We start from the raw sequence: 23628 nt of genomic DNA on the forward strand, positions 1-23628 counted from the left end.
CCCGATCCCCGGCCTTTATGCGCGGGAATATTGTTTGGGCAGGTCAGGTGGTTGTTCGGCCGGTTCCGCCGGTTTTCCCTTGAGCCATTTTCGCCACGATCGACACACCGATCACGGCCAGCACGAGCTGGAGGATGTGCTCGATCCAGTCGATCCCTCTGGTGTCGGCCCAGCCGAACGCCTGGGCCAGCAGGGTGCCGAGCAGGGCGGCCACGATGCCGACGATCAGCGTCAGGCCGATGGACATGTTCTGCCTGCCGGGCACTATCAGCCGGGCCAGCGCGCCGACGATGGCGCCGATGACTACTGCGGAAACGATCGCGCCGATCATGTGGTAGCTCCCCCCGAGACGGTCACATGTCTTGAGGGGACCTACCCGACAAAAGCGCAGGTTATCCCTGGTAGACGGCGATCCGTACCGCGCCAGTGACGGACCGCCGCCGCCCAGGGTGTGCGGACCGTACGCGGAGTCCGCCCATCTACAGACGCCCGACGCCTACGAATGGTTGACCACGAGGGCGGTGGCGACGGCGGCGACGCCCTCGCCGCGACCGGTGAGCCCGAGCCCGTCCGTAGTGGTCGCGCTGAGGCTCACAGGGGCCCCCAGAGCCGCGCTGAGCGCCTTCTCGGCCTCCTGGCGCCGGGGAGCCAGTTTGGGGCGGTTACCGATCACCTGGACGGCCACGTTGCCGATCTCGAAGCCCGCCTCGCGCACCTTGCGGGCGGCCTCCTCCAGCAGGGCGATCCCGGACGCGCCCGCCCAGCGTGGGTCGGCGGTGCCGAACAGCCCGCCGAGGTCGCCGAGACCGGCGGCGGAGAGCAGGGCGTCGCAGGCCGCGTGCGCGGCGGCGTCGCCGTCGGAGTGTCCGGCCAGCCCGGTCTCGCCGGGCCAGTGCAGGCCGGCGAGGTGGAGCTGCCGGCCAGATGAGAACGGGTGGACGTCGACACCGACGCCCACCCGTGGAAGCTTCGTGTTCAGGAGTTGAGAACCTCGTCGAGCAGGGCTTCCGCCTTGTCCTCATTGGTCTTCTCGGCAAGTGCCAGCTCGCTGACCAGAATCTGGCGAGCCTTGGCGAGCATGCGCTTCTCCCCAGCGGACAGGCCGCGCTCGCGGTCCCTCCGCCACAGGTCGCGAACGACTTCAGCGACCTTGTTCACATCGCCGGAGGCGAGCTTCTCCAGATTGGCCTTGTAACGACGAGACCAGTTGGTCGGCTCTTCCGTGTGCGGCATTCGCAGGACGTCGAAAACCCTCTCAAGGCCTTCCTGACCAACAACATCGCGCACACCGACGAGTTCTGCGTTTTCGGCTGGCACCTGGACGGTAAGGTCGCCCTTGTCGACCTTGAGCACCAGGTAGGTCTTTTCCTCACCCTTGATGGATCGCTTGGTGATTGCTTCGATCCGAGCAGCCCCATGGTGGGGGTAGACGACAGTGTCGCCGACCTGGAAAGTCATGTGACAAGTACCCCTTCCGCTGTACTCCAGAGTACCACGCGTCCACAGCCTCCCGGAACAGTGAAATCATCATAACTGCAGGTCAAAGGCGCATATTGGGGGTTGACAAGCGGTCAACTCTATGAATCGCATATCCACACATAGCTAATGACCTGCGGGGGTGCGGATATGACCTTGGAATCAGGTCGATATGGTAGGCGCTGCCCATCCCGCATGCGCGAGACCCTAGGAGAACCCGTCGTGACCAGCCGTCGCTGGATTGTCGCCGCCGCCGCGTTCCTGGCAGCCCCTGTAGTGGCCGGCTGTTCTGTCGGATTCGACGCCAACACCAACACGCCGTACGCCCCGGTCGAGGGCGCGGCCCTCATCGAGCAGGGCGCCTACGGCAAGCAGAGCATCTTCGTCCCGCAGGCGTTCATCCTCGGCCCTGACTCGGGCGGGCAGATCCCTTGGCGCGGCTCCGTCCCCCTTTACCTGAACATTCTCAACTCCGGGACCGCCCCGGACACTCTGACGGCGGTCAGCGCCGGCACCGTGGCCCAGGCCAAGCTCACCGCGCCCATCCAGCTGCCGATCAACCAGCTCGTCAACACCGGCAAGCCGGCCCCCCAGATCATGCTGGAAGGCCTCTCCAAGGGCCTCAGAGGCGGCGAGAGCATCCGCCTGGACCTCCAGTTCGCCAACGCCGGCACCGTGTCCATGGACGTCCCCGTGGTGACGCGCAGCCGTGAGTTCGCCGCCTACCCCGCGGTCCCCGGCGCCGTGCCGGCCCCCACCCCCTCGGCCACGCCGACGCCGGCCGAGGAAGAGGCCCACTGACCGCGCCCACCGACCGGCTCACTGACCGCGCTCAGCGCACGCGAAAACCCTTGTTCAGGTACGGGACCCGTACCTGAACAAGGGTTTTGTCAGGCGGACTCCTCGGTGGCATCGAACTTGTAGCCGAGGCCGCGCACGGTCAGGATGCAGCGCGGGTTGGACGGGTCGGCCTCGATCTTGGCGCGCAGCCGCTTGACGTGCACGTCGAGGGTCTTGGTGTCTCCGACGTAGTCGGCGCCCCAGACGCGGTCGATGAGCTGGCCGCGGGTCAGCACCCGGCCGGCGTTGCGCAGCAGCACCTCCAGCAGCTCGAACTCCTTGAGCGGCAGCTGCACCTGCTCGCCGCGGACCGCCACGACGTGCCGGTCGACGTCCATGCGGACCGGGCCGACGGCGAGCACCGCCGTCTCCAGCTCCTCCACCACGTCACCCTGGCGGCGCAGCACCGCGCGGATCCGGGCCACCAGCTCGCGGGAGGAGAACGGCTTGGTCACGTAGTCGTCGGCGCCCAGCTCCAGGCCCACGACCTTGTCGATCTCGCTGTCCTTGGCGGTCAGCATGATCACCGGGACCTTGGAGCGCTGCCGCAGTGAGCGGCACACCTCGGTGCCGGACAGGCCGGGCAGCATCAGGTCGAGCAGCACCAGGTCGGCGCCGCTGCGGTCGAAGGCGTCGAGCGCGTCGGGGCCGGTCGCCGCGATCGAGACCTCGAAGCCCTCCTTGCGCAACATGTAGGACAGGGCGTCGGAGAAGGACTCCTCGTCCTCCACGACCAGGACTCGGGTCACGGAGCGACCTCCAGGGGAATCGAGGGTGGTGCGGCCAGGGCCGTCCCGCCGAAGGCGGGCAGTCGGAGAGTGAAAGTCGAGCCGGAGCCTTCCTTGCTCCACACCGTCACGTCGCCCGCGTGGGCGGCGGCGACGTGCTTGACGATGGCCAGGCCGAGCCCGGTGCCGCCGGTGGCGCGTGAGCGGGCGGCGTCGACGCGGAAGAAGCGCTCGAAGATGCGTTCCTGCGACTCCTCGGGGATGCCGATCCCCTGGTCGCTGACGCTGACCTCGACGCTGTCCCCCGCCGGTCTGGCGCTTATCACGACGCGGGTGTGCTCGGGGCTGTAGGCGATGGCGTTGTCGATGAGGTTGCGCAGCGCGGTGATCAGCAACTCGTCGTCGCCCCAGATGCGCAGCCCTTCCGTCCCGCCGGTGACGAGTGTGATGTCCTTGGCGCCGGCCCTGGTCTTGCAGTAGTCGATGGCGACCTGGACGGCCTCGTCGATGGAGACCTGCTCGGGGGTGGGGATCTCCTCGGCGCCCTGGATCCTGCTCAGGGTGATGAGGTCCTGCATCAGATAGGTGAGCCGGGCCGCCTCGTGTTGCATGCGCCCGGCGAAGCGGGTGACGGCCTCGGGGTCGTCGGCGGCGTCCTGGACGGTCTCGGCCAGCAGGCTCAGCGCGCCGACCGGGGTCTTGAGCTCGTGGCTGACGTTCGCCACGAAGTCACGGCGCACGGCCTCGACCCTGCGCCGCTCGGTCTGGTCCTCGGCCAGCACGAGCACCTGGCCGTAGGAGCCGAGCGGGGCGACGCGGACCGCGAAGTTGGTGTTCTCGTGTCCGAACTTGTGGGCTGCGACGTCGATCTCCGTCTCGCGGATCTCGCCGTCGCGGCGTACCTGCCTCGCCAGCGCGAGCAGCTCCGCGGCCATCAGCCGATCGCCTTTGACCAGCCCGAACGCGCGCGCGGCCGAGCTGGCGCGGAGCACGTGGTCCTGCGCGTCCAGCACGACTGCGGACGACGGCAGCACGGCCAGCACGGACGCGATGCCCTGCGGCAGTGCCCCGGCCTCGGTCTCGGCGCTTTCGCCTGACTTGCTGCTGGGAGCCTCGATCTGATTGCGGTAGAACAGCACCGCGAGAGCCCCCACCACGAAGCCGGCCAGGGCCGCGAAGCTCATGGCCATCTCACTCATGCTTACGATGGTAGGCGTCGCCGGGCTGCGGACAGCCCTCTCACCTGGGGATGAACCCGCCTTTCCCGGAAAGTTCACCTCCGCGTCGGAGTTCGTTCATCGATCGCCACATACGGTGACGGCATGCGCGACGCCTACCACGAAGAACTAGACGCTCTCACGGACAAACTGGTCGAGATGACCAGGCTCGTCCGCTCGGCCATTTCCCGGGCGACCATCGCACTGCTGGACGCCGACCTGCAGCTGGCGGAGAGCGTCATCTCCCGCGACGGGGAGGTCAACGCGCTCTTCGAGGAGATCGAGACGTCCATCTTCGACCTGATGGCCCGGCAGCAGCCGGTGGCGATGGACCTGCGCCGGGTGATCACCGCGCTGCGCATGGGCACCGACCTGGAGCGCATGGGCGATCTCGCGGTGCACGTGGCCAAGGTGGCCCGCCTGCGTCATCCCGACTCGGCCATCCCGGCGGAGATCCGCTCCACGATCCTGGAGATGGGCCAGATCGCCGAGAACCTGGTCACCAAGGCCGGCAGCTGCGTCGCCTCCCGCGACGTGGACTCGGCCATGGAACTGGAGCAGGACGACGACGCGATGGACCGGCTGCACCGGCGGCTGTTCAAGACCATCCTGTCCAAGGACTGGGCGCACGGCGTCGAGCCCGCCATCGACATCACGCTGATCGGGCGCTACTACGAGCGCTACGCGGACCACGCGGTGCGCGTGGCCACGTCCGTCGTCTATCTGGTGACGGGCACCCGGACCGTCTGACGGCCGCGAAGGGGGCGCTGACCGCCCCCTTCGCGCCGGGGCCCTACCGTCCCTGGTTGGCGACGGCCTCGATGGCCGCCTTGGCCGCCTCCGGGTCGAGGTACTCGCCCCCGGGCCGCAGCGGGCGGAAGTCGGCGTCCAGCTCGTAGCGCAGCGGGATGCCGGTGGGGATGTTGAGGTGCGCGATCTCCTCGTCGCTGACGCCGTCGAGGTGCTTGACCAGGGCGCGCAGCGAGTTGCCGTGCGCGGCCACCAGAACCGTGCGGCCGGCCGCGAGGTCGGGGACGATCGAGTCGTACCAGTAGGGGAGCATGCGGTCGACGACGTCCTTGAGGCACTCCGTGCGGGGCATCAGCTCGGAGGGCAGCAAGGCGTAGCGCCGGTCGCCGGCCTGGGAGTATTCGGCGCCGTCCTCGATCGGCGGCGGCGGCACGTCGTAGGAGCGCCGCCACAGCATGAACTGCTCCTCGCCGAACTCCTCACGCGTCTGCGCCTTGTTCTTGCCCTGGAGCGCGCCGTAGTGGCGCTCGTTGAGCCGCCAGCTGCGCTTGACCGGCAGCCAGCGCAGGTCGGCCTCGCCGAGCGCGAGCTCGGCCGTCTGGATGGCCCTGGTCAGCAGGCTGGTGTGCACGACGTCCGGGTGGACGCCTACCTCGGTCATCAGTCTGCCGCCCCGGCGGGCCTCGTCCTCGCCCTTGGCCGACAGGCTGACGTCCACCCACCCGGTGAACAAGCCCTTCGCGTTCCAGTCACTCTCGCCGTGCCGCAGCAGCACCAAAGTCGCCATGCGGTCAATCCTACGGTTTGCGGGCGACCCCGCAGAGAATGTACGGCGCCGCCCCGGCCGCGCGGACCAGCTGGGGGGATTCGGGACGCCACTCGGCCAGGTTGACCACGCCGGGCGGCAGCAGTTCGAGACCGTCGAAGAAGCCGGCGATCTGGGCCGGCCGGGCCGGTGCGCCCTGGTAGATCTGGTCCACGGCGGGCTGGACCCCGCCCGACATGTGAGAGCCTGGCATGTGGGAGCCCGCCATGTGGGACAGCACGAGATGACTGCCCGGCGCGAGCGACGCCATGAGGTCGGAGATGATCGGCCGCGGGTCGGCGACGACGTGCACGATGGTCAGCAGCAGGACCGCGACGGGCTGGTCGAGGTCGAGGTGCTCCTGGACGCCGGGGTGGCCGAGGATCTCCTTGGGGGCGTGCAGGTCACCGTGCAGGAACCGGACGCCGGGGGTGCCGTGGAGCAGCGCACGGGCGTACGAGACGACCTCCGGGTCGTTGTCCACGTAGACGGTGCGGCAGCCGGCGGCCTCCTCGGCGGCCACCTCGTGGACGCATCGCCGGGTGGGCAGTCCGGCGCCGATGTCGATGAACTGGCGGACGCCGTCACGGACGAGGAAGCGTACGGCTCGGCCGAGGAAGGCCCGGTTCTCGCGGGCGCCGGTGAGGATGCCGGGCAGGATCTCCAGGACGCGGTCGGCCGCCTCACGGTCGATGGCGGAGTTGTCCGTGCCGCCGAGCAGGTGGTCGTACATCCGCGCGACGTTCGGCTCCGCGTGTCCCTGAGGCTCTAAGTTGCCGGGTTCGGTCACAGCTGAAGATCTTAGCCACGCTCGGGATCGGCGAAGCGGGCGAACGCCCGCAGGTTGGCCAGCGACTCGCCGCGCTTGGCCCGCCACTCCCACTCGCGCCTGATGGACGAGGCGAAGCCCAGCTCCAGCGCCCGGTCGAACCAGTCGTCGGCGTAGGTGAGCACGCAGCCGAGCAGCCGGTCGATCTCCCCCTCGGAGACCGCCGCCAGCGGGGTCCGGCCGACGAGGTAGACGTCGCCGACGGGGTCGAGGGAGAAGTGGACGCCGTACATGCCGCCGTTCTTGCCGAGCAGCCACCGATAGAACTCGGCGTGGTTCTCGTCCGGTTGACGGCAGAAGAACGCCTCCACGTGCAGCGCCCGCTCACCGACGATCAGCCAGACCATGGTGGCGAGCTTGTGCTGCCCGGGCAGCTTGACCAGGAACGCCCCCGGCCGCGGCTCGTCAAAGGTGACGTCCGCGGCGGTGAGCGCGGCTTCGACGACGGCGCGCATGCCGTACAGCCTATGAGTTGATCGCCACGGGCTGCCGGTGCAGGTTGGCGACGGCCTCGGCGTAGACCTCCATGAGCCGGGAGGAGGTGGCCTGCCAGCCGAAGGCGGCGGCGTGCTCGCGGGCGCCGGCCGACAGGGTGTCGCGCCAGCGGGGCTCGGTCACGAAGCGGCTCAGCGCCCTGGCCCAGTCGTGGGGGTCGTGGCCGTCCACGAGCCGGCCGGACACGCCGTCGCGGACCGCCGTGCGCAGCCCGCCCACGGCGGCTGCCGCGACCGGCGTGCCGCAGGCCTGTGACTCTAAGGCGACCAGGCCGAACGACTCGCTGTGCGAGGGCACCACGGTCACGTCGGCCGCGCGGTACCAGTCGGCGAGCTCCTGCTGCGGAGCGGGCGGGACAAGTCGGACCACGTCGGCGATGCCGAGTTCGGCGGCCAGTTCGGTGAGGAGCGAGGGCCTGGCCAGGCCGTTGCCCGAGGGGCCGCCCACGCAGGCGACCACCAGGCGGCCGCGGAGCGAGGGGTCGTCGATCAGCATCCGGGAGGCGGCGCGCAGCAGCACGTCGGGGGCCTTCAGCGGCTGGATCCGGCCCACGAACAGCAGCATGTGCGCGTCCCGGGGGACGCCGAGCCTGCGCCGGGCCTCGTCCTGTGAAGCGGGCTGGAAGACGGTGAGATTGACGCCGGGGTTGACCACGGCGACCCGCTGCTCGGACGCGCCGTACAGCTCGATGAGCTCGCGCGCCTCGTCGCGGGTGTTGGCCACGAGCCGGTCGGCGATCTCCACGACCTGCTCCTCGCCCACCACGCGGGCCTGCGGCTCGGGCCTGTCGTCGGCGGCCAGCAACCGGTTCTTGACCTTGGCCATGGTGTGCATGGTGTGCACCAGCGGCACGCCCCAGCGCTCCTTGGCGAGCCAGCCGACCTGGCCGGACAGCCAGTAGTGCGAGTGGATGACGTCGTAGCGGCCCGGCTCGTACATGGCCTCGGTGCGCAACACCTCCGACAGGAACGCGCACAGCTGGCCGGGCAGGTCGGCCCGGTCCATCTCCTCGTACGGTCCCGCGGTCAGGTGGCGGACCACGACTCCCGGCTCCAGCTCGGCGACCGGTGGCAGGTCCCTGGCCGTGGCCCTGGTGAAGATCTCCACCTCCACACCCAGCTGCGCTAGCCGTCTGGCCGACTCAACGATGTACACGTTCATGCCACCGGCGTCGCCCGTCCCGGGCTGTTCCAGTGGTGACGTGTGCATGCTGATGGTCGCGACCCGGTTGACCCGTCGTCGCCTCACCCGACATCACCTCCCGAACGAATTACAACCATGGAGATCTTCCCGGCATTCCCTCTCATAGATCACAGCGGGTGGCTTCTGGGAGGACCCCCGGTTGAGGTCGCGGCGGGTGGCTTCCGGGAGGGCCTGGCAGGATATGGCGCATGAAGAGAACTGCTGTGGTCACGGGCGCGAGCAGCGGGATCGGCGAGGCGACGGCGCGACGGCTGGCCGCCGAGGGCTACGACGTGGTGGCGGGCGCCAGGCGGCGCGAGCGGCTCGACAAGCTGGCCGCCGAGGTGCCCGGCATCAGGCCCGTCACGCTCGACGTCACCTCCCAGGACTCCGTCGAGGCGCTGGCGGCCTCGCTGGAGCGGTGTGACGTCCTGGTCAACAACGCGGGCGGCGCGCTCGGCACGGAGTCCGTCGCGGACGGCCTGCTGGACGACTGGCAGGCGATGTACGACACCAACGTGCTCGGCACCCTGCGCGTGACCCAGGCCCTGCTGCCCCGGCTCGTCGAGTCCGGCGACGGCGTGCTGGTGATGCTGACCTCCACCGCCGGCCTGGTCTCCTACGAGGGCGGCGGCGGCTACTGCGCCGCCAAGCACGCGCAGAGCTCGATGGCCGAGACCCTCCGGCTGGAGCTGGTCGGGCAGCCCGTGCGCGTCGTCGAGATCGCGCCGGGCATGGTGCGCAGCGAGGGGTTCGCCGTCACCCGCTTCCGCGGCGACGAGTCCGCCGCCGCGAAGGTCTACGAGGGCGTCCCCGACCCGCTGACCTCCGACGACGTGGCCGACGCCATCACCTGGTGCGTCACCAGGCCCGCGCACTTCAACGTCGACCGCATGGTCCTGCGCCCCCGCGCCCAGGCCGCCCAGCACAAGGTGCACCGCGTCAGTGGCTAAGCCCGTCGGGGCGATCACCCGGGGCACGACCGGTCACAACCGGCTGCGGCGCGCGGACCGGTGGGTCGCCGCCGCGCACGGCCCCGCGCTGCGCGCCGCCCACCGCCCGCTGGTGGTGGACCTGGGCTACGGCGCCTCGCACGCCACCACGCTGGAGCTGTTCACCCGGTTGCGTGTCGTCGTGCCCGGCGTCGAGGTCGTCGGCGTCGAGATCGACCCGGTCCGGGTCGCGCTGGCCAAGCCGTACGAGCGGGAGGGGCTGAGCTTCAGGCTCGGCGGGTTCGAGCTCCCGGTCGCGCGGCCGCCGGCGCTGGTGCGCGCCTTCAACGTCCTCAGGCAGTACGGCGAGGCCGAGGCGTGGCGTTACTGGGACCTCCTGCGGGCCCGGCTCGCCCCGGGCGGCCTGCTGGTGGAGGGCACCTGCTCGGAGACGGGACACCGGGCGGTGTGGGTGTGCCTGGACCGCGACGGGCCGCGCACGCTGACCTTCTCGGCCCGCTTCGACGCCTTCGACCGGCCGTCGGACCTGGCCGACCGGCTGCCCAAGACGCTCATCCACCGCAACGTGCCCGGGGAGCCGATCCACGCCTTCCTGCGCGACTTCGACCACGCCTGGGCCGTCTGCGCGCCGTACGGGGCGCACGGGCTGCGTCAGCGCTGGCTGGCCGCGGTCGGCGCGCTGGCCGGGTCCTGGCCCATCGCGCGCCGGCCACCGCTCGGCGGCCGGCGCCGCTGGCGACTGGGCGAGGTGACGCTCCCCTGGGCCGCCGTCGCACCGGACGCCTGAGGTCGTCGTACTGGACGCCTGAGGGTCAGAGCGCGGCCTCGAACGCGGCGTACGCTGCCTTGTCGAACAGGACGAAACGCACCTCCTCGACAGGCGCTTCGGCGGCGCGCACCGTGCGGATCGCGACGCGCGCGCCGTCGTCGAGCGGCCAGCCGTAGATGCCGGTGGAGATCGCTGGGAAGGCCACCGTCGCCGCCCCCAGCGAACTCGCCACCCGCAGCGACTCGCGGTAGCAGGAGGCGAGCAGGTGCGACCTGTCCTCCGTCGCGGAGTGAACCGGTCCGACGGTGTGGATGACCCAGCGCGCCGGCAGCCTGCCCGCCGTCGTGGCGACCGCCTGGCCGGTCCGCAGGCCCTTGCCGTACTGCGAGGCGCGCAGCTTCATGCACTCCTGGAGGATCTCCGGGCCGCCACGGCGGTGGATGGCGCCGTCGACCCCGCCACCACCCATGAGGGAGGAGTTGGCGGCGTTCACCACGGCGTCGACCTGCTGCTCGGTGATGTCGCCCAGAACCAGCGTGATGTGCATCTCTTCAGCATCCCGGATGGCTGCTCGACACGTCGTAGTACTACGCTGAAGAGTGTGAAGGGTCTTGGGGAGCTTGAACGCAGCATCATGGACATCCTGTGGGCGGAGAACAACCCACTGACCGCCCGCGAGGTCGGCAGGCTCATCGCCGACCGCGACCTGGCCCCGACGACGGTCATGACCGTGCTCGACCGTCTCACCCGCAAGGGCTTCCTGCACCGCACCCGTGACGGGCGCGCCTGGCGCTACGAACCCGCCGAAAGCCGTGACAGCTACGTCGCTGAGCTTATGCTTGAGGCACTGGGCATGACCGGTGACCGGTCCGCCGCCCTGACCCGCTTCGCCCAGGCCGTCTCTGGGCCCGAGGCGGACGTCCTGCGCAGAGTCCTTACGGAGCTGGAGGAAGAGTGATCACGGCAGTGGTGCTGGCCGCGCTCGCCATGGCGTGCGCGATCGGCTCCTGGCGTCTCACCACCGCCCGCTGGACCTCCCGCGCGCCACGGACCGCCATCATCCTCTGGCAGTCACTCGGCGTCGCCTGGGGCCTGGCCACCACCGGCTCCATGCTCGCCTTCGGCGTGCAGCCCTACGAGATCGGCGTGCTGTCCGGCCTGCTCGCCTTCGCCGACGGCCAGGCGCCGAGTGTGGCGTGGGACCCGCTGCACGTCCTGGCGATGATCGCCGGGCTCACCGCACTGACCGTGCTCGTCGTGGTGCTGATCTCGGCCGGGGTGCAGGCGCTGCGCGCCCGGCGGCGGCACCGCGTGCTGCTGGCGCTGATCTCCCGTGACGATCCGGGCGTGCCCGGTGTGCGGGTGCTCGACCACCCGAGCGCCGCCGCCTACTGCGTGCCGGGGCTGCGCTCCCAGGTGGTGGTCAGCGAGGGCGCGCTCAAGCTGCTGTCCCAGGACGAGCTGACCGCCGTGCTCGCGCACGAGGCCGCGCACGTACGCGAGCGGCACGATCTGGTGCTGCTGCCGTTCACCGCGCTGCGCAGGGCGCTGCCCTGGGCGAAGGTGGTCCGCGAGGCGCAGGAGCAGGTCGAGCTGCTGGTGGAGATGGCGGCCGACGACCGGGCCCGCCGCTACTGCTCGCCGCGCCGCCTGGCCACCGCGTTGCTCAGGTTCGGCACCGCGGGCGCGATGCCGACGCCCAGCGGGATGCTGGGCGTGCACGCGCACCACGTCATGGCCAGGGTGGACCGGCTGCTCAAGCCGGGCCCCGAGCTGCCCGTGAGCCTGCGTTACGGGGTTCTCGCCCTGTCTGTGGGCCTGGTCACCTCCACCCCCTTCCTCTGGGTCATCCAGCTCTAGCGCTTGCTCCTGCTACCACTGTGTTTGCATTTGCAAGCACGGCGAGGCACACTAGAGGCATGGCACTACCGAAGGTCGGCTCGATCGGCGAGTACATCCGTGAGCAGCGGCAGCAGGCGAAGATCTCGCTTCGCCAGCTCTCGGCCGCGGCGGGGGTCTCCAACCCCTACCTCAGCCAGATCGAGCGCGGGCTGCGCAAGCCGAGCGCGGAGATCCTCAACCAGATCGCCAAGGGTCTGCGCATCTCCTCGCAGGCGCTCTACGTGCAGGCCGGCCTCATCGAGGACCGCGAGCCGCCCAGCGACGTGATCGCCACGATCAGGGCCGACACCCTGCTGACCGAGCGGCAACGTCAGGTGCTGATCGATATCTACGAATCGTTCCGCAAGGAGCATCTCGCCGGGGATGAGCAGACCTCCCAGAACGCCCATCCCCAGCGCGACTCCGAAACGGACGACGAGCGGCCGCTGCCACCGGAATTGCTCGCCGCACTCGAGCCCTATGCGGCGAGCGCGGACAACGGCGCCGTCAACCAGGAAACCAAGGAAGGTTAACCCATGACTCTGGCCACCGAGGTCAAGAAGCTCACCGATTCCAAGCCTTTCTACGCGGTCGCCGGCGTCGGTGACTTCGCCGTCGAGAAGCTGCGCGAGCTGCCCGACCAGCTGCAGAAGCTGCAGTCGCGTCGTGTCGAGCTGGCCAAGGACCTGCCGGTCCGGGCCCGCACCTACGCCGACAAGGCCGAGGGCATCGCCAAGGAGCTCCCGGAGAAGGCGCGCGAGTACGCCGACGTGCTCACCCACCGCGCGGTGGAGGCCTACGAGGACTTCGCCAGCAGGGGCCGCAAGGTCGTCAGCAAGACGACCGGCGAGGCCGCCCTGGAGCTGGAGGAGCTGTCGGAGGCCGCCGAGCCGCCCGTCGCCACCCCTGTCAAGAAGACCCGCACCACCAAGGCCCAGGCCTGACCTGACCGAAGGCCCGGCTCTCACGAGAGCCGGGCCTTCGTTTTGTGGCTCCCGTGCGCCGGGGGCGCCTATTAGGCTGGGGCCGACTCATCGCGGCATCGGGCGGAGCCTTTATATGGAAATCATCAATCTCGTCTTCAACTTTCTCTTCCTCGTGCTCTCCGTGATCATTTTCGGCATGGCGGCGTACGCGCTGGCGCACGCGGTACGCGTGTCGAACGACGCGTTCGTGTCGGCGGGGAAGCTGCAGAAGAACATCTGGCTGATCATCTTGATCCTGGCGACGCTGTTCTCGGCGGCGGGCGCCTATGGCTATCTGACGAGTTTCCTCGTCATCGGAGGGGCCGCTTTCCTCGGCATCGGCCTGGGGATCTTCTCCATCATCGCCGTCATCGCCGCCACCGTCTACATCGTGGACGTCAAGCCCGCGGTGAAGGGCATGGGCGGGCGCGGCGGCAACCAGGGGCCCTACGGACCCTGGTGAGGTAGCCGGCTCAAGGCTCCGGCCAGCCACGTCCCCAGCCGGACATGCCCGGCGTGCGTCGGATGGACGCCGTCGGGCAGCGTCATCTCCGCCTTTCCGCCCGCGGTCCAGCGCTCGCGCATCGGGTCGAGGAACGGCACCGCCTGACGCTCCGCCACCTCGGCCAGTACGTCACGCACGCGATAGGCCTTCGCCGGAGCGCGCCCCATCCAGATCGGGCCCACCATGACGACCTCGGCCCGTGGCCAGGTGGCCCTGGCGTCCTTCAGGAGCGTGGTGGCCGCGCGCCGCACCTTGGGCGAGGACCAGCGGCAGTCGTTGTGCCCCCCGGAGATCACCAGCACGTCGGGCGCCGGCCGCCAGGCGAGCTCCGCCTCGAACGACTGCTGGAACGTACGTCCCACGCGCCCTTCACTGAGATAGCCGGTGCCGCCCGCGCCCGCGACGATCGGCTGCCAGCCGAGCAGGCGGGCGGCCTCGGTCGCGTACGCGTGCCAGCGAGGGACCGGCCCCGATCCGACGGTGAAGCTGTCCCCGACGAACATCACCACCGGTGCGCCCTGCCGGACGGGCGTCCGGAGCGCGATCTCGGGTGCCGCCGCCGCCGTACTACAGGCCGACGTAGTGCCATAAATCGCCATTAAGGCGGCTGCCCGGGCGATGAAGGGGAGATGCATCAGACCACGCATGTACCACCTCGAAAGCTCTAGGCTGCTGGTATGACCAGCGATCTCCACGGGCGTACGCAACGGCTTGAGCTGTCCGACCAGAACCTTCGCGACTTCGAAGCCGTCGTCCTCGACTCCACCCCTGAGGGGATCGTGGTGAACAGGTCGGCATTCTATCCAGGGGGCGGCGGCCAGCCTGCGGATCACGGAGTTCTCCTCTGGCAAGGGGTGGAAACTCGCATCGTCGGGGTGCGCAAAGGCGACGATCTCTACCTGATTCCGGCAGAGGGCGACCCGGTGCCCCCGGTCGGCACGGTCGTGCGGGCGGCCGTGGCCGACGAGCGCCGCTCCGCCCTCATGCGCACCCACTCCGGCCTGCACGTGCTCTGCGGGGTCGTCTTCCGCGACTACGGTTGCCTGGTCACCGGGGGCAACATGGAGCCGATGACCGCCAGGATGGACTTCAACCTGCCGGAAGTGCCGGCGGGCTTCAAGGAGGCGGTCGAGGCGGCCTGCAACGCCGAGATCGTCGCCGACCGGCGCATCGACGTGCGCGTCCTGCCGCGGGAGGAGGCGTTCGCCATCCCCGACATCATCCGCACCGCCGCCAACCTGGTGCCGCCGGAGGTGCAGGAGGTCCGCATCGTCGACATCAACGGCCTGGACACCCAGGCCGACGGCGGCACCCACGTCGCCTCCACCAAGCAGATCGGCCGCGTCAAGGTGACCAAGGTGGAGAGCAAGGGCCGCGGCTTCCGCCGCCTCCGCATCGCCATCGCCGACTGACCGCGCCCGCCCAGCGCTCCCTGCTTGACCGCGCCCGGCCAGCGCCCCCTACTCGACCGCGCCCGGCCAGCGCTCCCTGCTTGAGCGCGCCCGCTCAGCGCTCCCTGCTCGGCCGCGCCGCTCAGAGGTCCTGGTACGAGTGCGCGCCCAGGCTGCGTAGCCAGGCGGCTACGGCGGTGAAGCCGTGGCGCTCGGCCGCGTCCAGGGGCGTCAGCGGCTCCCAGGACGGCACCCAGTCCACGGTGGCGCCCCGCGCCAGCAGATGCTCGGCCACCTGACGCCGGCCGCCGTGGCAGGCGTACCAGAAAGCCAGGTCGACCTCGTCCTGACCGGAGACCGTGACCTGGTCCAGGAGGCCGAGGGCGGCGGCGTGGCGAGGCTCGACGGCCGCACCCCGCGCCACCAGCCGCCTGGCCGCCTCCCACTGCGCGAACGCCACCGCGTCCGCGAGCGCCGTCCCGCCCGCGATGACCGCACCCCGCGCCTCGATGTCGGCGCCCGCGTTCAGAAGCGCGTCCAGCGCCTCGACGTCGTCGCTGCTCGCCGCCCAGTGCAGCGGCGTCTCGGCATGCCCGCCGCGAGCGCCTCGTTCGTCGGATTCGTCGTACTCGCCGTGTTCGTCGTACTCGCCGTGTTCGTCGTACTCGCCGTGTTCGTCGTGCTCGCTGCGCTCCTGGTGCTCGGGCTGGTCGCCGCCGAAGGGGGCGTTGACGTCGGCGCCCGCGTCGACGAGCGCGGCGATCGTCTCGGCGACGTTCGGGAAGTGGCCCGGCCAGTCGGTGGCCACGTGCAGGAGCGTACGAGATCCGTCCACGCGGGCGGTGGCCAGCGCCGGGTCGGACGCGAGCAGTCGCCGGAGCGCGAGCACGTCACCCGACCGGATCGCCTGGACCGCGCCGGGCCCGCCCATCGGCCCCTCCGCGTGCGGAGTGCTGCTCATCGGTTCCTCCTGCGCATGTGGACTCCATCTTCGGGGGTTGTCGGGGGGAACCGCTAGCATGTGCGGCCATGACGGGTTTCAGGCACATGCTGGCCGCGCTGGGGGCCATCGCTCTGGCGGTGGCCCCTGCGTCCGCCACTCCCGCCATGGCGGCGGCAGGGATCACCGACGAAGTGACGATGACCCTCGGCAAGGGTGGCACCCTGCACGTCGTAGAGAAGATCAGCGGTGCCGAGGGAGAGCTCAAGCGGACGTTCCTGACCAGGACGCGCTATGACGACACCAGCGACCGGCTGTACGAGATCTCCGGCGTCAAGGGTGGCAAGCTCACCGGCGACGTGCTGACCGTGACGGCTCCGGCCACCGTCGAGTACGACGTCAAGGGCGCCGTGACCGCGACGGGCGGCATGGAGGAGCTGCGCTGGTTCGCGGTCAACGGCTGGGACACCGCCGTCGCCAAGGCCACGGTCAAGATCAACGGTCCTGGCCAGGTGCAGAGCCTGTCGTGCTTCGCCGGTGAGCTGACCTCGGCCATCGGCTGCACCTCCGCCTCCATGGACCACTCCGCCACCCGGGCCGACTTCGAGCAGGCGGGCCTCGCCCCCGGCCAGGCGCTCACCGTGGTCGTCGGCTTCCCCAAGGGCGCCAGCGGCGGGCAGCCGATCATCGACAGGCGTTTCTCGCTGGCCGGCGCCTTCGCCCTCAGCCCGGTCACCGGCGGCGCGCTGGCCGCCCTGCTGGTGCTGCTCCTCGGCGGCCTGGCCGCGCTGTACTGGACGCGCGGCCGGGACGCCCGGATCGTCGACCATGAGAGGGGCGCGGTCGACCCGGTGCGGGACGGCCACTTCTCCCCGCCTGACGGGGTGCGGCCCGGCCAGATCGGCACCCTGGTCGACGAGCAGGCCGACGTGGTCGACGTGACGGCCACGATCGTGGACCTCGCCGTACGCGGCTACCTCCGCATCGACGAGCAGCAGCGGCAGACGTACGACGCCCCGGACTGGATGCTGGTCAAGCAGCCCCACGCGCCTGTGGCCGCGCTGCTCCCCTACGAGCGGGCCCTGTACGACGCGATCTTCGACGGACGGGACGCGGTGCTGCTGTCGCATCTGTCCGGCTCGTTCGCCGCCCATCTGGGCAAGGTCCGCGACGCGCTGTACGCCGACGTGGTCTCGCAGGGCTGGTTCGCCCGCCGCCCCGACGCCGAGCGCACCCGCTGGACCACGATCGGCGCGGTCGTCATGGTCGTGGGCGTTCTCGCCACGGCCGCGCTGGCCTGGTTGACGACCTACGGCCTGATCGGGCTGGCGCTGATCATCGCGGGTGGGGCGCTGTCCGTGGGTGGGCAGTACATGCCGGCCAAGACCGCCAAGGGCTCGGCGGCGCTGGCGCACACCCTGGGGTTCCGCGAGTTCCTCTTCTCGGGTGACCTGGGTGACGTGCCGGAGAAGCAGCGGGTGGAGCTGTTCTCGCGTTATCTGCCGTACGCCGTGATCTTCGACGGGGTGGAGCACTGGTCGCGCGTCGTCGCCTCGGTCACCGGCAACGGCTCACCCTCGGACAACCTCTACTGGTATCACGGGCCGGCCGAGTGGGACCTGTCGAAGTTCGCCGGCTCGATGCGTACGTTCACCACGACGACCTCGGGCGCGATCTCGGCCACCCGCCAGTTCCGCACCCTCTAGCGGCGGACACGCAGCGGGAGCGGATGCGCGGGATTTACAGACGCGCATCTCCAACAGGCGCGTAGCTCTAGACGGACGCGCGAGGACCAATGGACGCGCAGCGCTAGCGCCACGCAGGGGCTAGCGCACGCAGAGCCAGCGGACGCGCAGGGGCTAGCGCACGCAGGTGCGCAGCTCGTCCAGGCGCGCAGCTCGCACAGGCGCGCAGCTCGCACAGGCGCGCAGCACCACCGGAGCCGCTGCCAGGGGCCGCTCTAACGGACGCGGAGCTCGCCGACCGGGCGGCCACCGCCCAGTACGGGCTGCGTGGCCAGCGCGTCCAGTTCGGGCGAGGTTAGCCCGAGCGTGCGCAGCGCCGCCACAGTGAGCGGGGTGCGCCCGCGTCCGGCGCCGTCCTCGACCTTGATGACGCCCGCGCGCCCGTCCTCGAACACGAAGGCTTGAAAGCCCTCCGCCCCTGCCTTGACCACCAGGCCGGGCAGGGCACGCATGAGCGCCGCCTCGGGCCGGTGGGTGCCGGACGTCCACTCGGGATGAGCCCGCATGGCGTCGAAGACGACCCGCGGCCGCCTGCCCGCAGTGCTCACGGTGCTCACGGTGCCCACGGTGCCCACGGTGCCCGCAGGGTCCACCTGTGGGCCCTCGTCAGTGCCGCCCTCAGCACGGCCCACAGTGTCGTGCTCGGTGTGTTCACCCACACCGTCGTCTGTGCCCGCTTCTGTGCTCAGTGCGAGGGAGGCGAAGGCTCTGGCCACGCCCAGCATCGAGACGAAGAACAGCGGTGCCCCGCACCCGTCCACGCCGGAGGCCACCATCCGCTCGCCCGTCAACTCCTCCACGGTGGCGCGGATCGCCCGCTGCAGCGGATGCGGCGGCTCCAGGTAGGTCGCCAGCGGCCAGTCGTTCTGTACGCAGGTGGCCAGCATGGCGGCGTGCTTGCCGGAGCAGTTCATGTAGACGCGGCCCCGGTCGGTGACCGCTCTGTCCTCGGGGTAGTCCTCCGGGCAGCGCAGCGCCGACTCATCCAGCCCGGCCCCCGCCAGGATCTTCCTGACGCCCTCGACGTGATAGGGCTCGCCCGCGTGGGAGGCGCAGGCCAGGGCGAGCAGCTCGCCGCTCAGGCCCAGCCCGGCGCGGAGCATGCCGAGCGCCTGCAGCGGCTTCATCGACGAACGCGGCGAGGCCGGTACGTGCACCGCGCCGTGCGCCTCGACAGGACGGCCGGCCGCGTCCAAGGTCAGCATCCGGGCCTGGTGCCTGGACTCCACGAACCCGGACCGGACGACCTCCACAACCAGCGACATCTGCCACCCCTTTCGCGCAGAGTCTACGGAGCGCCGTATCTGAGCCAGAATGGGATCCCATGCGAGCAGTGGTACAGCGAGTGAGCTCAGCGTCCGTGACGGTCGACGGGCAGGTCATCGGCGCGATCGACGAGCCCGGCCTGCTCGTGCTGGTCGGTGTCACTCACGCCGACACGCGCGCGGAGGCGGCCAGGCTCGCCGCCAAATTGTGGGGGCTGCGCATCCTGCACGGCGAGAAGTCCTGCTCCGACGTCTCGGCGCCGCTCCTGGTGATCAGCCAGTTCACCCTGTACGGCGACGCGCGCAAGGGCAGGCGTCCCACCTGGCAGGCCGCCGCTCCGGGCCCCGTCGCCGAGCCCCTGGTGGACGCCGTGATCGAGGAGCTGCGCGGGCTCGGCGCGCACGTGGAGACCGGCAGTTTCGGCGCCGACATGCAGGTCTCCCTCGTCAACGACGGCCCGATCACCCTCGTCCTGGACGTCTGACCGCAGGACGACGGCCCGATCATCCAGGACGTCTGACCCTCAGCGGATGCGGCGGCGCAGGGCCGGGTCGATGGTGACGTTGCGGCCCGCGTCGGGCGGCACGATGACCTCCTGGGCGGCGGCGACTCCCCCGGCCAGCAGCGTCGCGTCCACCGGAACGGTCCGCTTGACCAGGGCCAGGGCGATGGGCCCCAGCTCGTAGTGGCGGGCGGCGGATCCGACGGTGCCGACCTCCTGGCTCTCGAAGATCACCGGTGCGCCGTGCGGGGGCAGCGTGTCGACGCTGCCGTCCAGGTGCAGGAAGACCAGGCGGCGCGGTGGATGGCCCACGTTGTGCACCCTGGCGACGGTCTCCTGACCTCGGTAGCAGCCCTTGTTGAGGTGGACGGCCGAGCCGATCCAGCCGACCTCGTGGGGGATCGTCTTGTGGTCGGTGTCGAAGCCGGCCCGCGGCCGGTGCTCCTCGATCCGCAGCGCCTCGTAGGCCCACAATCCGGCCAGCGGCCTGCCCAGGTGGTCGGGCAGCTCGGCCCGCGACACCAGGAAGTCCTCGGTCGCCGACGACAGCACCGCCAGGTCCTCGGCCAGGGACACCTCCACGCGGAGCATGAACCGCATCCGGTCGAGATAGTCGATCAGCGTCGCCGAGGCGCCCGGCTCGACGTGGGCCAGCACCGCCGTGCCGTCGTCCACCAGCGTCAGGTGGTGCTCCAGCCGGCCCTGCGCGTCGAGCAGGAGCGTCTGCGTCCATTCGCCGGGGGCCAGGGTGTCGAGTTTCTGGGAGGTCAGGTCGTTGAGCCATTTCAGCCGGTCGGCCCCCGCGACGCGGATCACCTCGCGGTTGCTGCGGTCCACGACCGCCTCACCCTTGACCAGGACGCGCTGCTCGGCGAACAGGTCGCCGTAGTGGGCGGCGACGTCGGCGTCAGGACCGTCGGCGGCGACGGCGCCGGGCAGATCGAGCAGAGGGCTACGCATGCCTCCAGGTTAACGGCAGTTGTGACAGCGTCCGAAGACGGTCAGGTGTCGTACGTCGGCCTCGAAACCCAACTCGTCGTCCAAGCCTTTGACCAGGCCTTCGGCCAGCTGCGGGCGCACCTCGCCGACCTCGCCGCAGCCCCGGCACACCAGGTGCACGTGGTCGGCTTCGGCCGCCAGGTGGTAGGTGGGGGCGCCGTGGCCGAGGTGGGTGTGGGTGACCATGCCGAGCTCTTCGAGCAGCTCCAGCGTGCGGTAGACGGTCGAGATGTTGACGCCGCGGGCGGTCTGGCGGACCTTGACGCAGATCTCCTCGGGAGTGCCGTGCTCCAGCTCCTTGACCGCCTCAAGCACGAGCTGCCGCTGCGGAGTCACCCGATAGCCCTTGGCGCGAAGCTCCTCATGCCACTGCGTCTCCGTCATGTCCCGAGTGTACGGCCGATGGTTATTCGCTTGCCTCGTCCGCGCGTGACCGCATAGCTTCTGCAGTACGCGGAAAGGAGGTGGTCCAAACAATGGTGATTCATGATTGGACTAGCGAGGTGGTTGTCCGCTAACGACGCGGACTTGTTGTCTCGAGTCGTTCGCGAGTACGAGGCAACCACCGGGGCCCCTGGCAGCCGGAGGACGGGATCCGATCCCGGCCTTAGTCCATCCGGCCCACCTGCTCGGCAGGCGGAACGTTGCCTGGGGCCCTTCTTCAGTTCTAGCGTCGATTCTTCTTGAGCCAGCTGTGGTCAGCGTGGGTGCCCGGCTGTCGCGCCGGGTAGGCGGGGTTCCACAGGCCCGCGGAGTTTCCCGCGGTCGCGCAGGCCGACGGCCAGTCCGCCGCTTAGCGCGGGTTCTTCGCGTGGGTGAGGGTCTCCCAGGCCAGGAAGCGCGAGGCGCCGACCGGGCGCTTCTGCTTCGCCCACTTCTCGGCATGGGGCATGTCGTATCCGAAACGCTGGTGCAGCGCGTTGTAGCCGACTTCGAGGTTCGGCCCGAGGCCGAGGGTGACCGTTCCGCCGCACAGCCACGGTGGCACCGTCGCGCCCAGTTGCAGGCGAGCGTGGAACTCCATCGCGAATCGCAGCCGGTGCTTGGCCGTGGCGTACAGGTCCACGCCCTGGTGGCGGGCCGTCTCTGCGACGTGGGAGATGGCCGCGAGCCCCCATCCGGTGTGCCCGAAGTCGCGGCAGGTTTCCTGGGCCAGGCCGTTCACGAACTTGGTCTGCCCGTGCCAGTAGTCGATGATCTCGGCTTTGGTGTCGTGCTTGCTGTTCGGTGGCGCTTTGGGCAGCGAGCCGTCCGTCGCGAGGTAGATGTAGGCGGGCAGCCTGCCGCGCCAGGTCGTGACCGCTCGGTTGAAGGAGGCGCGGTCGTCCAGGTGCACGGCGATGCCGATGGCGGCATCGGTCATGATCAGTTCCCAGTTGCCTTGGTGGTTGGGCATACCGGCGATCAAGGTCGGCAGGTACACGGTGCGCAGCTTGCCGGCGAACCGGTCGGCCCGGGTCCAGCCGGTGTAGGTGTGCTTGATGAGCTCGGCGGCGCGGGAGAAGTTGGCGCCGGCAAAGCCGGTCTGTAACGGCGCGTTGCTCCCGGTGTGTTCGGTGATCACGGCTGACCAGGCGTCCATGATCTGGATCGCCTTCTTGGCGTAGCGGGAGTCCTTGGTGAGGTACCACCGCAGGGCGTGGGTGTAGGCCGCATTGGCGTCCTCACGCTCGTCCGAGCAGCCGTGGTCGGGCTTCCCCCACATACCGCACTCCACGACGGCGCGGGGCTTGGCCGTGTAGGACAGCGAGGCATAGGAACTGCGTTGCAGGGCTTTCCAGGCAGACTTCCACGGTTCGTTGCCGAGGTTGGCTCTGACGAAGTCGAGCTGAGCGCGGCTGACCAGGACGCCGGGATGCTTGAACGCGGCCGCCTGCGCGGGCTGCGGGGCGGATAAGGCGGCGGCCACGAGCATGGTGACGGCGAGAGGGCGAGCGAGACGCACGGATTTCCTTCCAGACGCGGACGCCCATTCAGCCAGCCGCCGACGCATCTGTCAACGTTCTCGCGCCGTGCACATCGGCCGCTAGGCCGCCGCCTGGGGCGCGGCGGCGGGACGGGTCCCGCCGGCGACGCGGAGGAGCGCCAGATCGGCGTCGGCCCTTGCGTCGCCGTCGTCAGTGTCCCGGTGCACGAAATGCACGCCGCGGATGGGCAGCGCCGTGGAAGCCGCGGGCTAGTGCTCTCCTCTGGCGGGGATGCCCAGCTCACGGCAGGCGTCGCGGTAGAGGCGGACCACGGCCATGCGCACCTGTGCGCGCTCGGTCAGGCTCTCCCCCCATGCCACCCTGACCTGCTCGCCGCCGTCGACGGTGAACTCGATGGCCTCCGCGTCGACCCCGCTCGTCACCGCCGTGGTGGCCTCCGGCCTGCCGGCGAGACCCCGCACGATGATCAATGCGTCGTCGGCGTGATCGTCGTTCATGTGGCGTTTGATCGCCTCCACCGCGTCCGCGGTGAACGGAGAGCTCATCTGGTCAACCCACCTTCTTCAGCTCCGCCGACATGTGCGACGTCAGCGGCTGTCCCATGGCGGCCATGTCGTACGCCCACATCAGATTTCCCTTGACCAGGCCGTACAGGCGGCGTCCCGCGGTGTACTCCTTGGCCGTCGCCGTGCGCGCCACCACGTCCGTCTGCAGCTCGATCTTGTGGAAGACGACCTCGCCGACGTAGACCTCCACGACGCCGGTCGGGTGCGCCAGCACCACCTCAAGCTGCCGGTCGGCCCGCGACCGCCAGTAGCCGGACTCCGTGGCCAGCGGCCTGACCCGGTTGCCGTCCTCGTCCAGCAGCCAGGTGCGGCTCACGTAACTGAGAAAGGGCTTGCCGTTGTGGCCGAACTCGATCTCCTGACCGAAGTTGAAGCTCTCGATCGTCGGGTAGCCCCCGACGCCCGCGCCCTCCCACCGGCCCAGCAGAAAGGCGATCGGCTCCAGGTCGGGGTGCACCGGCACCGGCTCCTCGTGTTCTACTCCCATGGTGCCCAACCCTATTGACTCCGCCGGGGACTAAGGTGACGGGCATGGCACGATCACTGGTGATCAAAGTGACAGCAGGCGCCGACGCACCCGAGCGCTGCAACCAGGCGTTCACGGTCGCGGCGGCCGCCCTCGCGAGCGGCGTCCCGGTGTCGCTCTGGCTGACTGGGGAGTCCGCCTGGTTCGCCCTTCCGGGCAAGGCCAAGGAGCTCACCCTTGCGCACGCCGTACCCCTGCCGGATCTCCTGGACGCCGTCCTCGCGGGCGGCCGGGTGACCCTGTGCACGCAGTGCGCGGCCCGCCGCGACATCACCGTCGACGACGTGATCGACGGTGTCCGCATCGCCGGCGCCCCGACGTTCGTCGAGGAGGCCATCGCGGAGGGCGCGCAGGCGCTGGTCTACTGACC

31 protein-coding genes are annotated in these 23628 nt (G+C 70.2%); 13 read left to right on the forward strand and 18 right to left on the reverse strand.

Annotated elements, in window-relative coordinates; genetic code table 11:
- Positions 1-43: 43 nt before the first annotated feature.
- The 3 genes from ACIBQX_RS31550 to ACIBQX_RS31560 form a co-directional block, all read right to left on the reverse strand.
- Positions 44-331: a GlsB/YeaQ/YmgE family stress response membrane protein gene (locus ACIBQX_RS31550; RefSeq protein ID WP_397010899.1), complete on the reverse strand. Its 288-nt coding sequence runs from the start codon at positions 329-331 to the stop codon at positions 44-46.
- 165 nt (positions 332-496) lie between these two features.
- The gene (gene ispF / locus ACIBQX_RS31555) at positions 497-958 is read right to left on the reverse strand and encodes a 2-C-methyl-D-erythritol 2,4-cyclodiphosphate synthase (RefSeq protein WP_397010901.1); all 462 of its coding nucleotides are present in this window, start codon (positions 956-958) and stop codon (positions 497-499) included.
- Positions 959-975: 17 nt separating this feature from the next.
- The gene (locus tag ACIBQX_RS31560; RefSeq protein ID WP_043624891.1) at positions 976-1458 is read right to left on the reverse strand and encodes a CarD family transcriptional regulator; all 483 of its coding nucleotides are present in this window, start codon (positions 1456-1458) and stop codon (positions 976-978) included.
- Between the two features lie 240 nt (positions 1459-1698).
- Between ACIBQX_RS31560 and ACIBQX_RS31565 the strand changes: the two genes are divergently transcribed.
- Positions 1699-2277, forward strand: a complete 579-nt coding sequence (locus ACIBQX_RS31565) for a copper chaperone PCu(A)C (protein ID WP_397010903.1) — start codon at positions 1699-1701, stop codon at positions 2275-2277.
- Between the two features lie 89 nt (positions 2278-2366).
- Here the strand turns inward: ACIBQX_RS31565 and ACIBQX_RS31570 are convergent, their stop codons facing one another.
- Both ACIBQX_RS31570 and ACIBQX_RS31575 read right to left on the reverse strand, forming a co-directional pair.
- On the reverse strand, positions 2367-3065 hold the full coding sequence (locus ACIBQX_RS31570) for a winged helix-turn-helix domain-containing protein (protein WP_397010905.1): 699 nt from the start codon (positions 3063-3065) through the stop codon (positions 2367-2369).
- Positions 3062-4234 carry a sensor histidine kinase gene (locus tag ACIBQX_RS31575; protein WP_397011537.1) on the reverse strand — a complete coding sequence of 391 codons (1173 nt, stop codon included), beginning with the start codon at positions 4232-4234 and terminating at the stop codon, positions 3062-3064. Before ACIBQX_RS31575 ends, ACIBQX_RS31570 begins: the two co-directional genes overlap by 4 nt.
- Before the next feature lie 132 nt (positions 4235-4366).
- On the opposite strand from ACIBQX_RS31575, the gene phoU reads away from it, so the two are divergent.
- Positions 4367-5011, forward strand: a complete 645-nt coding sequence (gene phoU / locus ACIBQX_RS31580) for a phosphate signaling complex protein PhoU (RefSeq protein ID WP_397010907.1) — start codon at positions 4367-4369, stop codon at positions 5009-5011.
- Between the two features lie 43 nt (positions 5012-5054).
- Here the strand turns inward: phoU and ACIBQX_RS31585 are convergent, their stop codons facing one another.
- Genes ACIBQX_RS31585 through mshA form a run of 4 tightly spaced genes read right to left on the reverse strand, consistent with a single transcriptional unit; the run spans position 5055 to position 8388 of the window.
- Positions 5055-5798, reverse strand: a complete 744-nt coding sequence (locus ACIBQX_RS31585; RefSeq protein ID WP_397010909.1) for a phosphoglyceromutase — start codon at positions 5796-5798, stop codon at positions 5055-5057.
- A 10-nt stretch (positions 5799-5808) separates the two neighbouring features.
- Positions 5809-6606 carry an SAM-dependent methyltransferase gene (locus ACIBQX_RS31590; RefSeq protein WP_397010911.1) on the reverse strand — a complete coding sequence of 266 codons (798 nt, stop codon included), beginning with the start codon at positions 6604-6606 and terminating at the stop codon, positions 5809-5811.
- 11 nt (positions 6607-6617) lie between these two features.
- Positions 6618-7100, reverse strand: coding sequence for a YbjN domain-containing protein (locus ACIBQX_RS31595; protein WP_397010913.1), 483 nt, complete (start codon positions 7098-7100; stop codon positions 6618-6620).
- Positions 7101-7110: 10 nt separating this feature from the next.
- Complete coding sequence (gene mshA, locus ACIBQX_RS31600; protein ID WP_397010915.1) at positions 7111-8388, reverse strand: D-inositol-3-phosphate glycosyltransferase; 1278 nt, start codon at positions 8386-8388, stop codon at positions 7111-7113.
- Between the two features lie 143 nt (positions 8389-8531).
- On the opposite strand from mshA, the gene ACIBQX_RS31605 reads away from it, so the two are divergent.
- Together ACIBQX_RS31605 and ACIBQX_RS31610 are read left to right on the forward strand one after the other, a co-directional pair.
- The gene (locus ACIBQX_RS31605; protein WP_397010917.1) at positions 8532-9275 is read left to right on the forward strand and encodes an SDR family NAD(P)-dependent oxidoreductase; all 744 of its coding nucleotides are present in this window, start codon (positions 8532-8534) and stop codon (positions 9273-9275) included.
- Positions 9268-10062, forward strand: a complete 795-nt coding sequence (locus tag ACIBQX_RS31610; protein ID WP_397010919.1) for a class I SAM-dependent methyltransferase — start codon at positions 9268-9270, stop codon at positions 10060-10062. The genes ACIBQX_RS31605 and ACIBQX_RS31610 overlap by 8 nt, the downstream gene beginning before the upstream one ends.
- Before the next feature lie 25 nt (positions 10063-10087).
- Here the strand turns inward: ACIBQX_RS31610 and ACIBQX_RS31615 are convergent, their stop codons facing one another.
- Positions 10088-10591, reverse strand: a complete 504-nt coding sequence (locus ACIBQX_RS31615) for an O-acetyl-ADP-ribose deacetylase (RefSeq protein WP_397010921.1) — start codon at positions 10589-10591, stop codon at positions 10088-10090.
- Positions 10592-10645: 54 nt separating this feature from the next.
- Between ACIBQX_RS31615 and ACIBQX_RS31620 the strand changes: the two genes are divergently transcribed.
- From ACIBQX_RS31620 to ACIBQX_RS31640, 5 genes are all read left to right on the forward strand, one after another.
- Entirely contained in the window at positions 10646-11002 is a 357-nt protein-coding gene (locus tag ACIBQX_RS31620; RefSeq protein WP_397010923.1) for a BlaI/MecI/CopY family transcriptional regulator, read from the forward strand.
- Positions 10999-11904, forward strand: a complete 906-nt coding sequence (locus tag ACIBQX_RS31625; protein ID WP_397010925.1) for a M56 family metallopeptidase — start codon at positions 10999-11001, stop codon at positions 11902-11904. The genes ACIBQX_RS31620 and ACIBQX_RS31625 overlap by 4 nt, the downstream gene beginning before the upstream one ends.
- Before the next feature lie 59 nt (positions 11905-11963).
- Positions 11964-12458: a helix-turn-helix domain-containing protein gene (locus tag ACIBQX_RS31630; protein ID WP_397010927.1), complete on the forward strand. Its 495-nt coding sequence runs from the start codon at positions 11964-11966 to the stop codon at positions 12456-12458.
- 3 nt (positions 12459-12461) lie between these two features.
- The gene (locus ACIBQX_RS31635) at positions 12462-12869 is read left to right on the forward strand and encodes a hypothetical protein (RefSeq protein ID WP_397010929.1); all 408 of its coding nucleotides are present in this window, start codon (positions 12462-12464) and stop codon (positions 12867-12869) included.
- Positions 12870-12984: 115 nt separating this feature from the next.
- Positions 12985-13353 carry a DUF2516 family protein gene (locus ACIBQX_RS31640; RefSeq protein WP_397010931.1) on the forward strand — a complete coding sequence of 123 codons (369 nt, stop codon included), beginning with the start codon at positions 12985-12987 and terminating at the stop codon, positions 13351-13353.
- On the opposite strand, the gene ACIBQX_RS31645 is transcribed toward ACIBQX_RS31640, so the two are convergent.
- Positions 13338-13994, reverse strand: a complete 657-nt coding sequence (locus ACIBQX_RS31645) for an SGNH/GDSL hydrolase family protein (RefSeq protein ID WP_397010933.1) — start codon at positions 13992-13994, stop codon at positions 13338-13340. The two genes, ACIBQX_RS31640 and ACIBQX_RS31645, sit on opposite strands and share 16 nt — an antisense overlap.
- A gap of 78 nt (positions 13995-14072) precedes the next feature.
- Between ACIBQX_RS31645 and ACIBQX_RS31650 the strand changes: the two genes are divergently transcribed.
- Positions 14073-14807, forward strand: coding sequence for an alanyl-tRNA editing protein (locus ACIBQX_RS31650; RefSeq protein WP_397010935.1), 735 nt, complete (start codon positions 14073-14075; stop codon positions 14805-14807).
- Positions 14808-14928: 121 nt separating this feature from the next.
- Here the strand turns inward: ACIBQX_RS31650 and ACIBQX_RS31655 are convergent, their stop codons facing one another.
- Positions 14929-15747 carry an ankyrin repeat domain-containing protein gene (locus tag ACIBQX_RS31655; RefSeq protein ID WP_397010937.1) on the reverse strand — a complete coding sequence of 273 codons (819 nt, stop codon included), beginning with the start codon at positions 15745-15747 and terminating at the stop codon, positions 14929-14931.
- Positions 15748-15815: 68 nt separating this feature from the next.
- Here ACIBQX_RS31655 and ACIBQX_RS31660 point away from each other — a divergent pair, with 68 nt between their 5' ends.
- Positions 15816-17432 carry a DUF2207 domain-containing protein gene (locus ACIBQX_RS31660; RefSeq protein ID WP_397010939.1) on the forward strand — a complete coding sequence of 539 codons (1617 nt, stop codon included), beginning with the start codon at positions 15816-15818 and terminating at the stop codon, positions 17430-17432.
- Positions 17433-17686: 254 nt separating this feature from the next.
- On the opposite strand, the gene ACIBQX_RS31665 is transcribed toward ACIBQX_RS31660, so the two are convergent.
- A complete protein-coding gene (locus tag ACIBQX_RS31665) occupies positions 17687-18736 on the reverse strand; it encodes an asparaginase (protein WP_397010940.1) in 1050 nt (349 codons plus the stop codon).
- A 59-nt stretch (positions 18737-18795) separates the two neighbouring features.
- On the opposite strand from ACIBQX_RS31665, the gene dtd reads away from it, so the two are divergent.
- Positions 18796-19221, forward strand: a complete 426-nt coding sequence (gene dtd / locus ACIBQX_RS31670; protein ID WP_397010941.1) for a D-aminoacyl-tRNA deacylase — start codon at positions 18796-18798, stop codon at positions 19219-19221.
- Between the two features lie 39 nt (positions 19222-19260).
- Here dtd and ACIBQX_RS31675 read toward each other — a convergent pair whose 3' ends face one another.
- From ACIBQX_RS31675 to ACIBQX_RS31695, 5 genes are all read right to left on the reverse strand, one after another.
- The gene (locus tag ACIBQX_RS31675) at positions 19261-20199 is read right to left on the reverse strand and encodes a YgfZ/GcvT domain-containing protein (protein ID WP_397010943.1); all 939 of its coding nucleotides are present in this window, start codon (positions 20197-20199) and stop codon (positions 19261-19263) included.
- 9 nt (positions 20200-20208) lie between these two features.
- A complete protein-coding gene (locus tag ACIBQX_RS31680) occupies positions 20209-20622 on the reverse strand; it encodes a Fur family transcriptional regulator (RefSeq protein WP_397010945.1) in 414 nt (137 codons plus the stop codon).
- A 409-nt stretch (positions 20623-21031) separates the two neighbouring features.
- Positions 21032-22183, reverse strand: coding sequence for an alginate lyase family protein (locus ACIBQX_RS31685; RefSeq protein WP_397010947.1), 1152 nt, complete (start codon positions 22181-22183; stop codon positions 21032-21034).
- 231 nt (positions 22184-22414) lie between these two features.
- A complete protein-coding gene (locus ACIBQX_RS31690; protein WP_397010949.1) occupies positions 22415-22711 on the reverse strand; it encodes a DUF2470 domain-containing protein in 297 nt (98 codons plus the stop codon).
- 4 nt (positions 22712-22715) lie between these two features.
- Complete coding sequence (locus ACIBQX_RS31695; RefSeq protein WP_397010951.1) at positions 22716-23219, reverse strand: FABP family protein; 504 nt, start codon at positions 23217-23219, stop codon at positions 22716-22718.
- A 44-nt stretch (positions 23220-23263) separates the two neighbouring features.
- Between ACIBQX_RS31695 and ACIBQX_RS31700 the strand changes: the two genes are divergently transcribed.
- Positions 23264-23626: a DsrE family protein gene (locus ACIBQX_RS31700; RefSeq protein WP_397010953.1), complete on the forward strand. Its 363-nt coding sequence runs from the start codon at positions 23264-23266 to the stop codon at positions 23624-23626.
- The last annotated feature ends 2 nt before the right edge of the window (positions 23627-23628 follow it).

This window comes from Nonomuraea sp. NPDC049714 (genome assembly GCF_044465295.1).
Classification (GTDB): Bacteria; Actinomycetota; Actinomycetes; order Streptosporangiales; family Streptosporangiaceae; genus Nonomuraea.

Bases quoted from the DNA above. Each gene is read 5' to 3' on its own strand.
- ACIBQX_RS31675 (WP_397010943.1), bottom strand. From the start codon at position 20,199: ATGCGTAGCCCTCTGCTCGATCTGCCCGGCGCCGTCGCCGCCGACGGT.
- ACIBQX_RS31585 (WP_397010909.1), bottom strand. From the start codon at position 5,798: ATGGCGACTTTGGTGCTGCTGCGGCACGGCGAGAGTGACTGGAACGCG.
- ACIBQX_RS31655 (WP_397010937.1), bottom strand. From the start codon at position 15,747: ATGAGCAGCACTCCGCACGCGGAGGGGCCGATGGGCGGGCCCGGCGCG.
- ACIBQX_RS31700 (WP_397010953.1), top strand. From the start codon at position 23,264: ATGGCACGATCACTGGTGATCAAAGTGACAGCAGGCGCCGACGCACCC.
- ACIBQX_RS31615 (WP_397010921.1), bottom strand. From the start codon at position 10,591: ATGCACATCACGCTGGTTCTGGGCGACATCACCGAGCAGCAGGTCGAC.
- ACIBQX_RS31660 (WP_397010939.1), top strand. From the start codon at position 15,816: ATGACGGGTTTCAGGCACATGCTGGCCGCGCTGGGGGCCATCGCTCTG.
- ACIBQX_RS31635 (WP_397010929.1), top strand. From the start codon at position 12,462: ATGACTCTGGCCACCGAGGTCAAGAAGCTCACCGATTCCAAGCCTTTC.
- ACIBQX_RS31695 (WP_397010951.1), bottom strand. From the start codon at position 23,219: ATGGGAGTAGAACACGAGGAGCCGGTGCCGGTGCACCCCGACCTGGAG.
- ACIBQX_RS31665 (WP_397010940.1), bottom strand. From the start codon at position 18,736: ATGTCGCTGGTTGTGGAGGTCGTCCGGTCCGGGTTCGTGGAGTCCAGG.
- ACIBQX_RS31650 (WP_397010935.1), top strand. From the start codon at position 14,073: ATGACCAGCGATCTCCACGGGCGTACGCAACGGCTTGAGCTGTCCGAC.
- ACIBQX_RS31640 (WP_397010931.1), top strand. From the start codon at position 12,985: ATGGAAATCATCAATCTCGTCTTCAACTTTCTCTTCCTCGTGCTCTCC.
- phoU (WP_397010907.1), top strand. From the start codon at position 4,367: ATGCGCGACGCCTACCACGAAGAACTAGACGCTCTCACGGACAAACTG.
- ACIBQX_RS31690 (WP_397010949.1), bottom strand. From the start codon at position 22,711: ATGAGCTCTCCGTTCACCGCGGACGCGGTGGAGGCGATCAAACGCCAC.
- ACIBQX_RS31645 (WP_397010933.1), bottom strand. From the start codon at position 13,994: ATGGCGATTTATGGCACTACGTCGGCCTGTAGTACGGCGGCGGCGGCA.
- ACIBQX_RS31550 (WP_397010899.1), bottom strand. From the start codon at position 331: ATGATCGGCGCGATCGTTTCCGCAGTAGTCATCGGCGCCATCGTCGGC.
- ACIBQX_RS31560 (WP_043624891.1), bottom strand. From the start codon at position 1,458: ATGACTTTCCAGGTCGGCGACACTGTCGTCTACCCCCACCATGGGGCT.
- ACIBQX_RS31630 (WP_397010927.1), top strand. From the start codon at position 11,964: ATGGCACTACCGAAGGTCGGCTCGATCGGCGAGTACATCCGTGAGCAG.
- ACIBQX_RS31575 (WP_397011537.1), bottom strand. From the start codon at position 4,234: ATGGCCATGAGCTTCGCGGCCCTGGCCGGCTTCGTGGTGGGGGCTCTC.
- ACIBQX_RS31595 (WP_397010913.1), bottom strand. From the start codon at position 7,100: ATGCGCGCCGTCGTCGAAGCCGCGCTCACCGCCGCGGACGTCACCTTT.
- dtd (WP_397010941.1), top strand. From the start codon at position 18,796: ATGCGAGCAGTGGTACAGCGAGTGAGCTCAGCGTCCGTGACGGTCGAC.
- ACIBQX_RS31605 (WP_397010917.1), top strand. From the start codon at position 8,532: ATGAAGAGAACTGCTGTGGTCACGGGCGCGAGCAGCGGGATCGGCGAG.
- ACIBQX_RS31680 (WP_397010945.1), bottom strand. From the start codon at position 20,622: ATGACGGAGACGCAGTGGCATGAGGAGCTTCGCGCCAAGGGCTATCGG.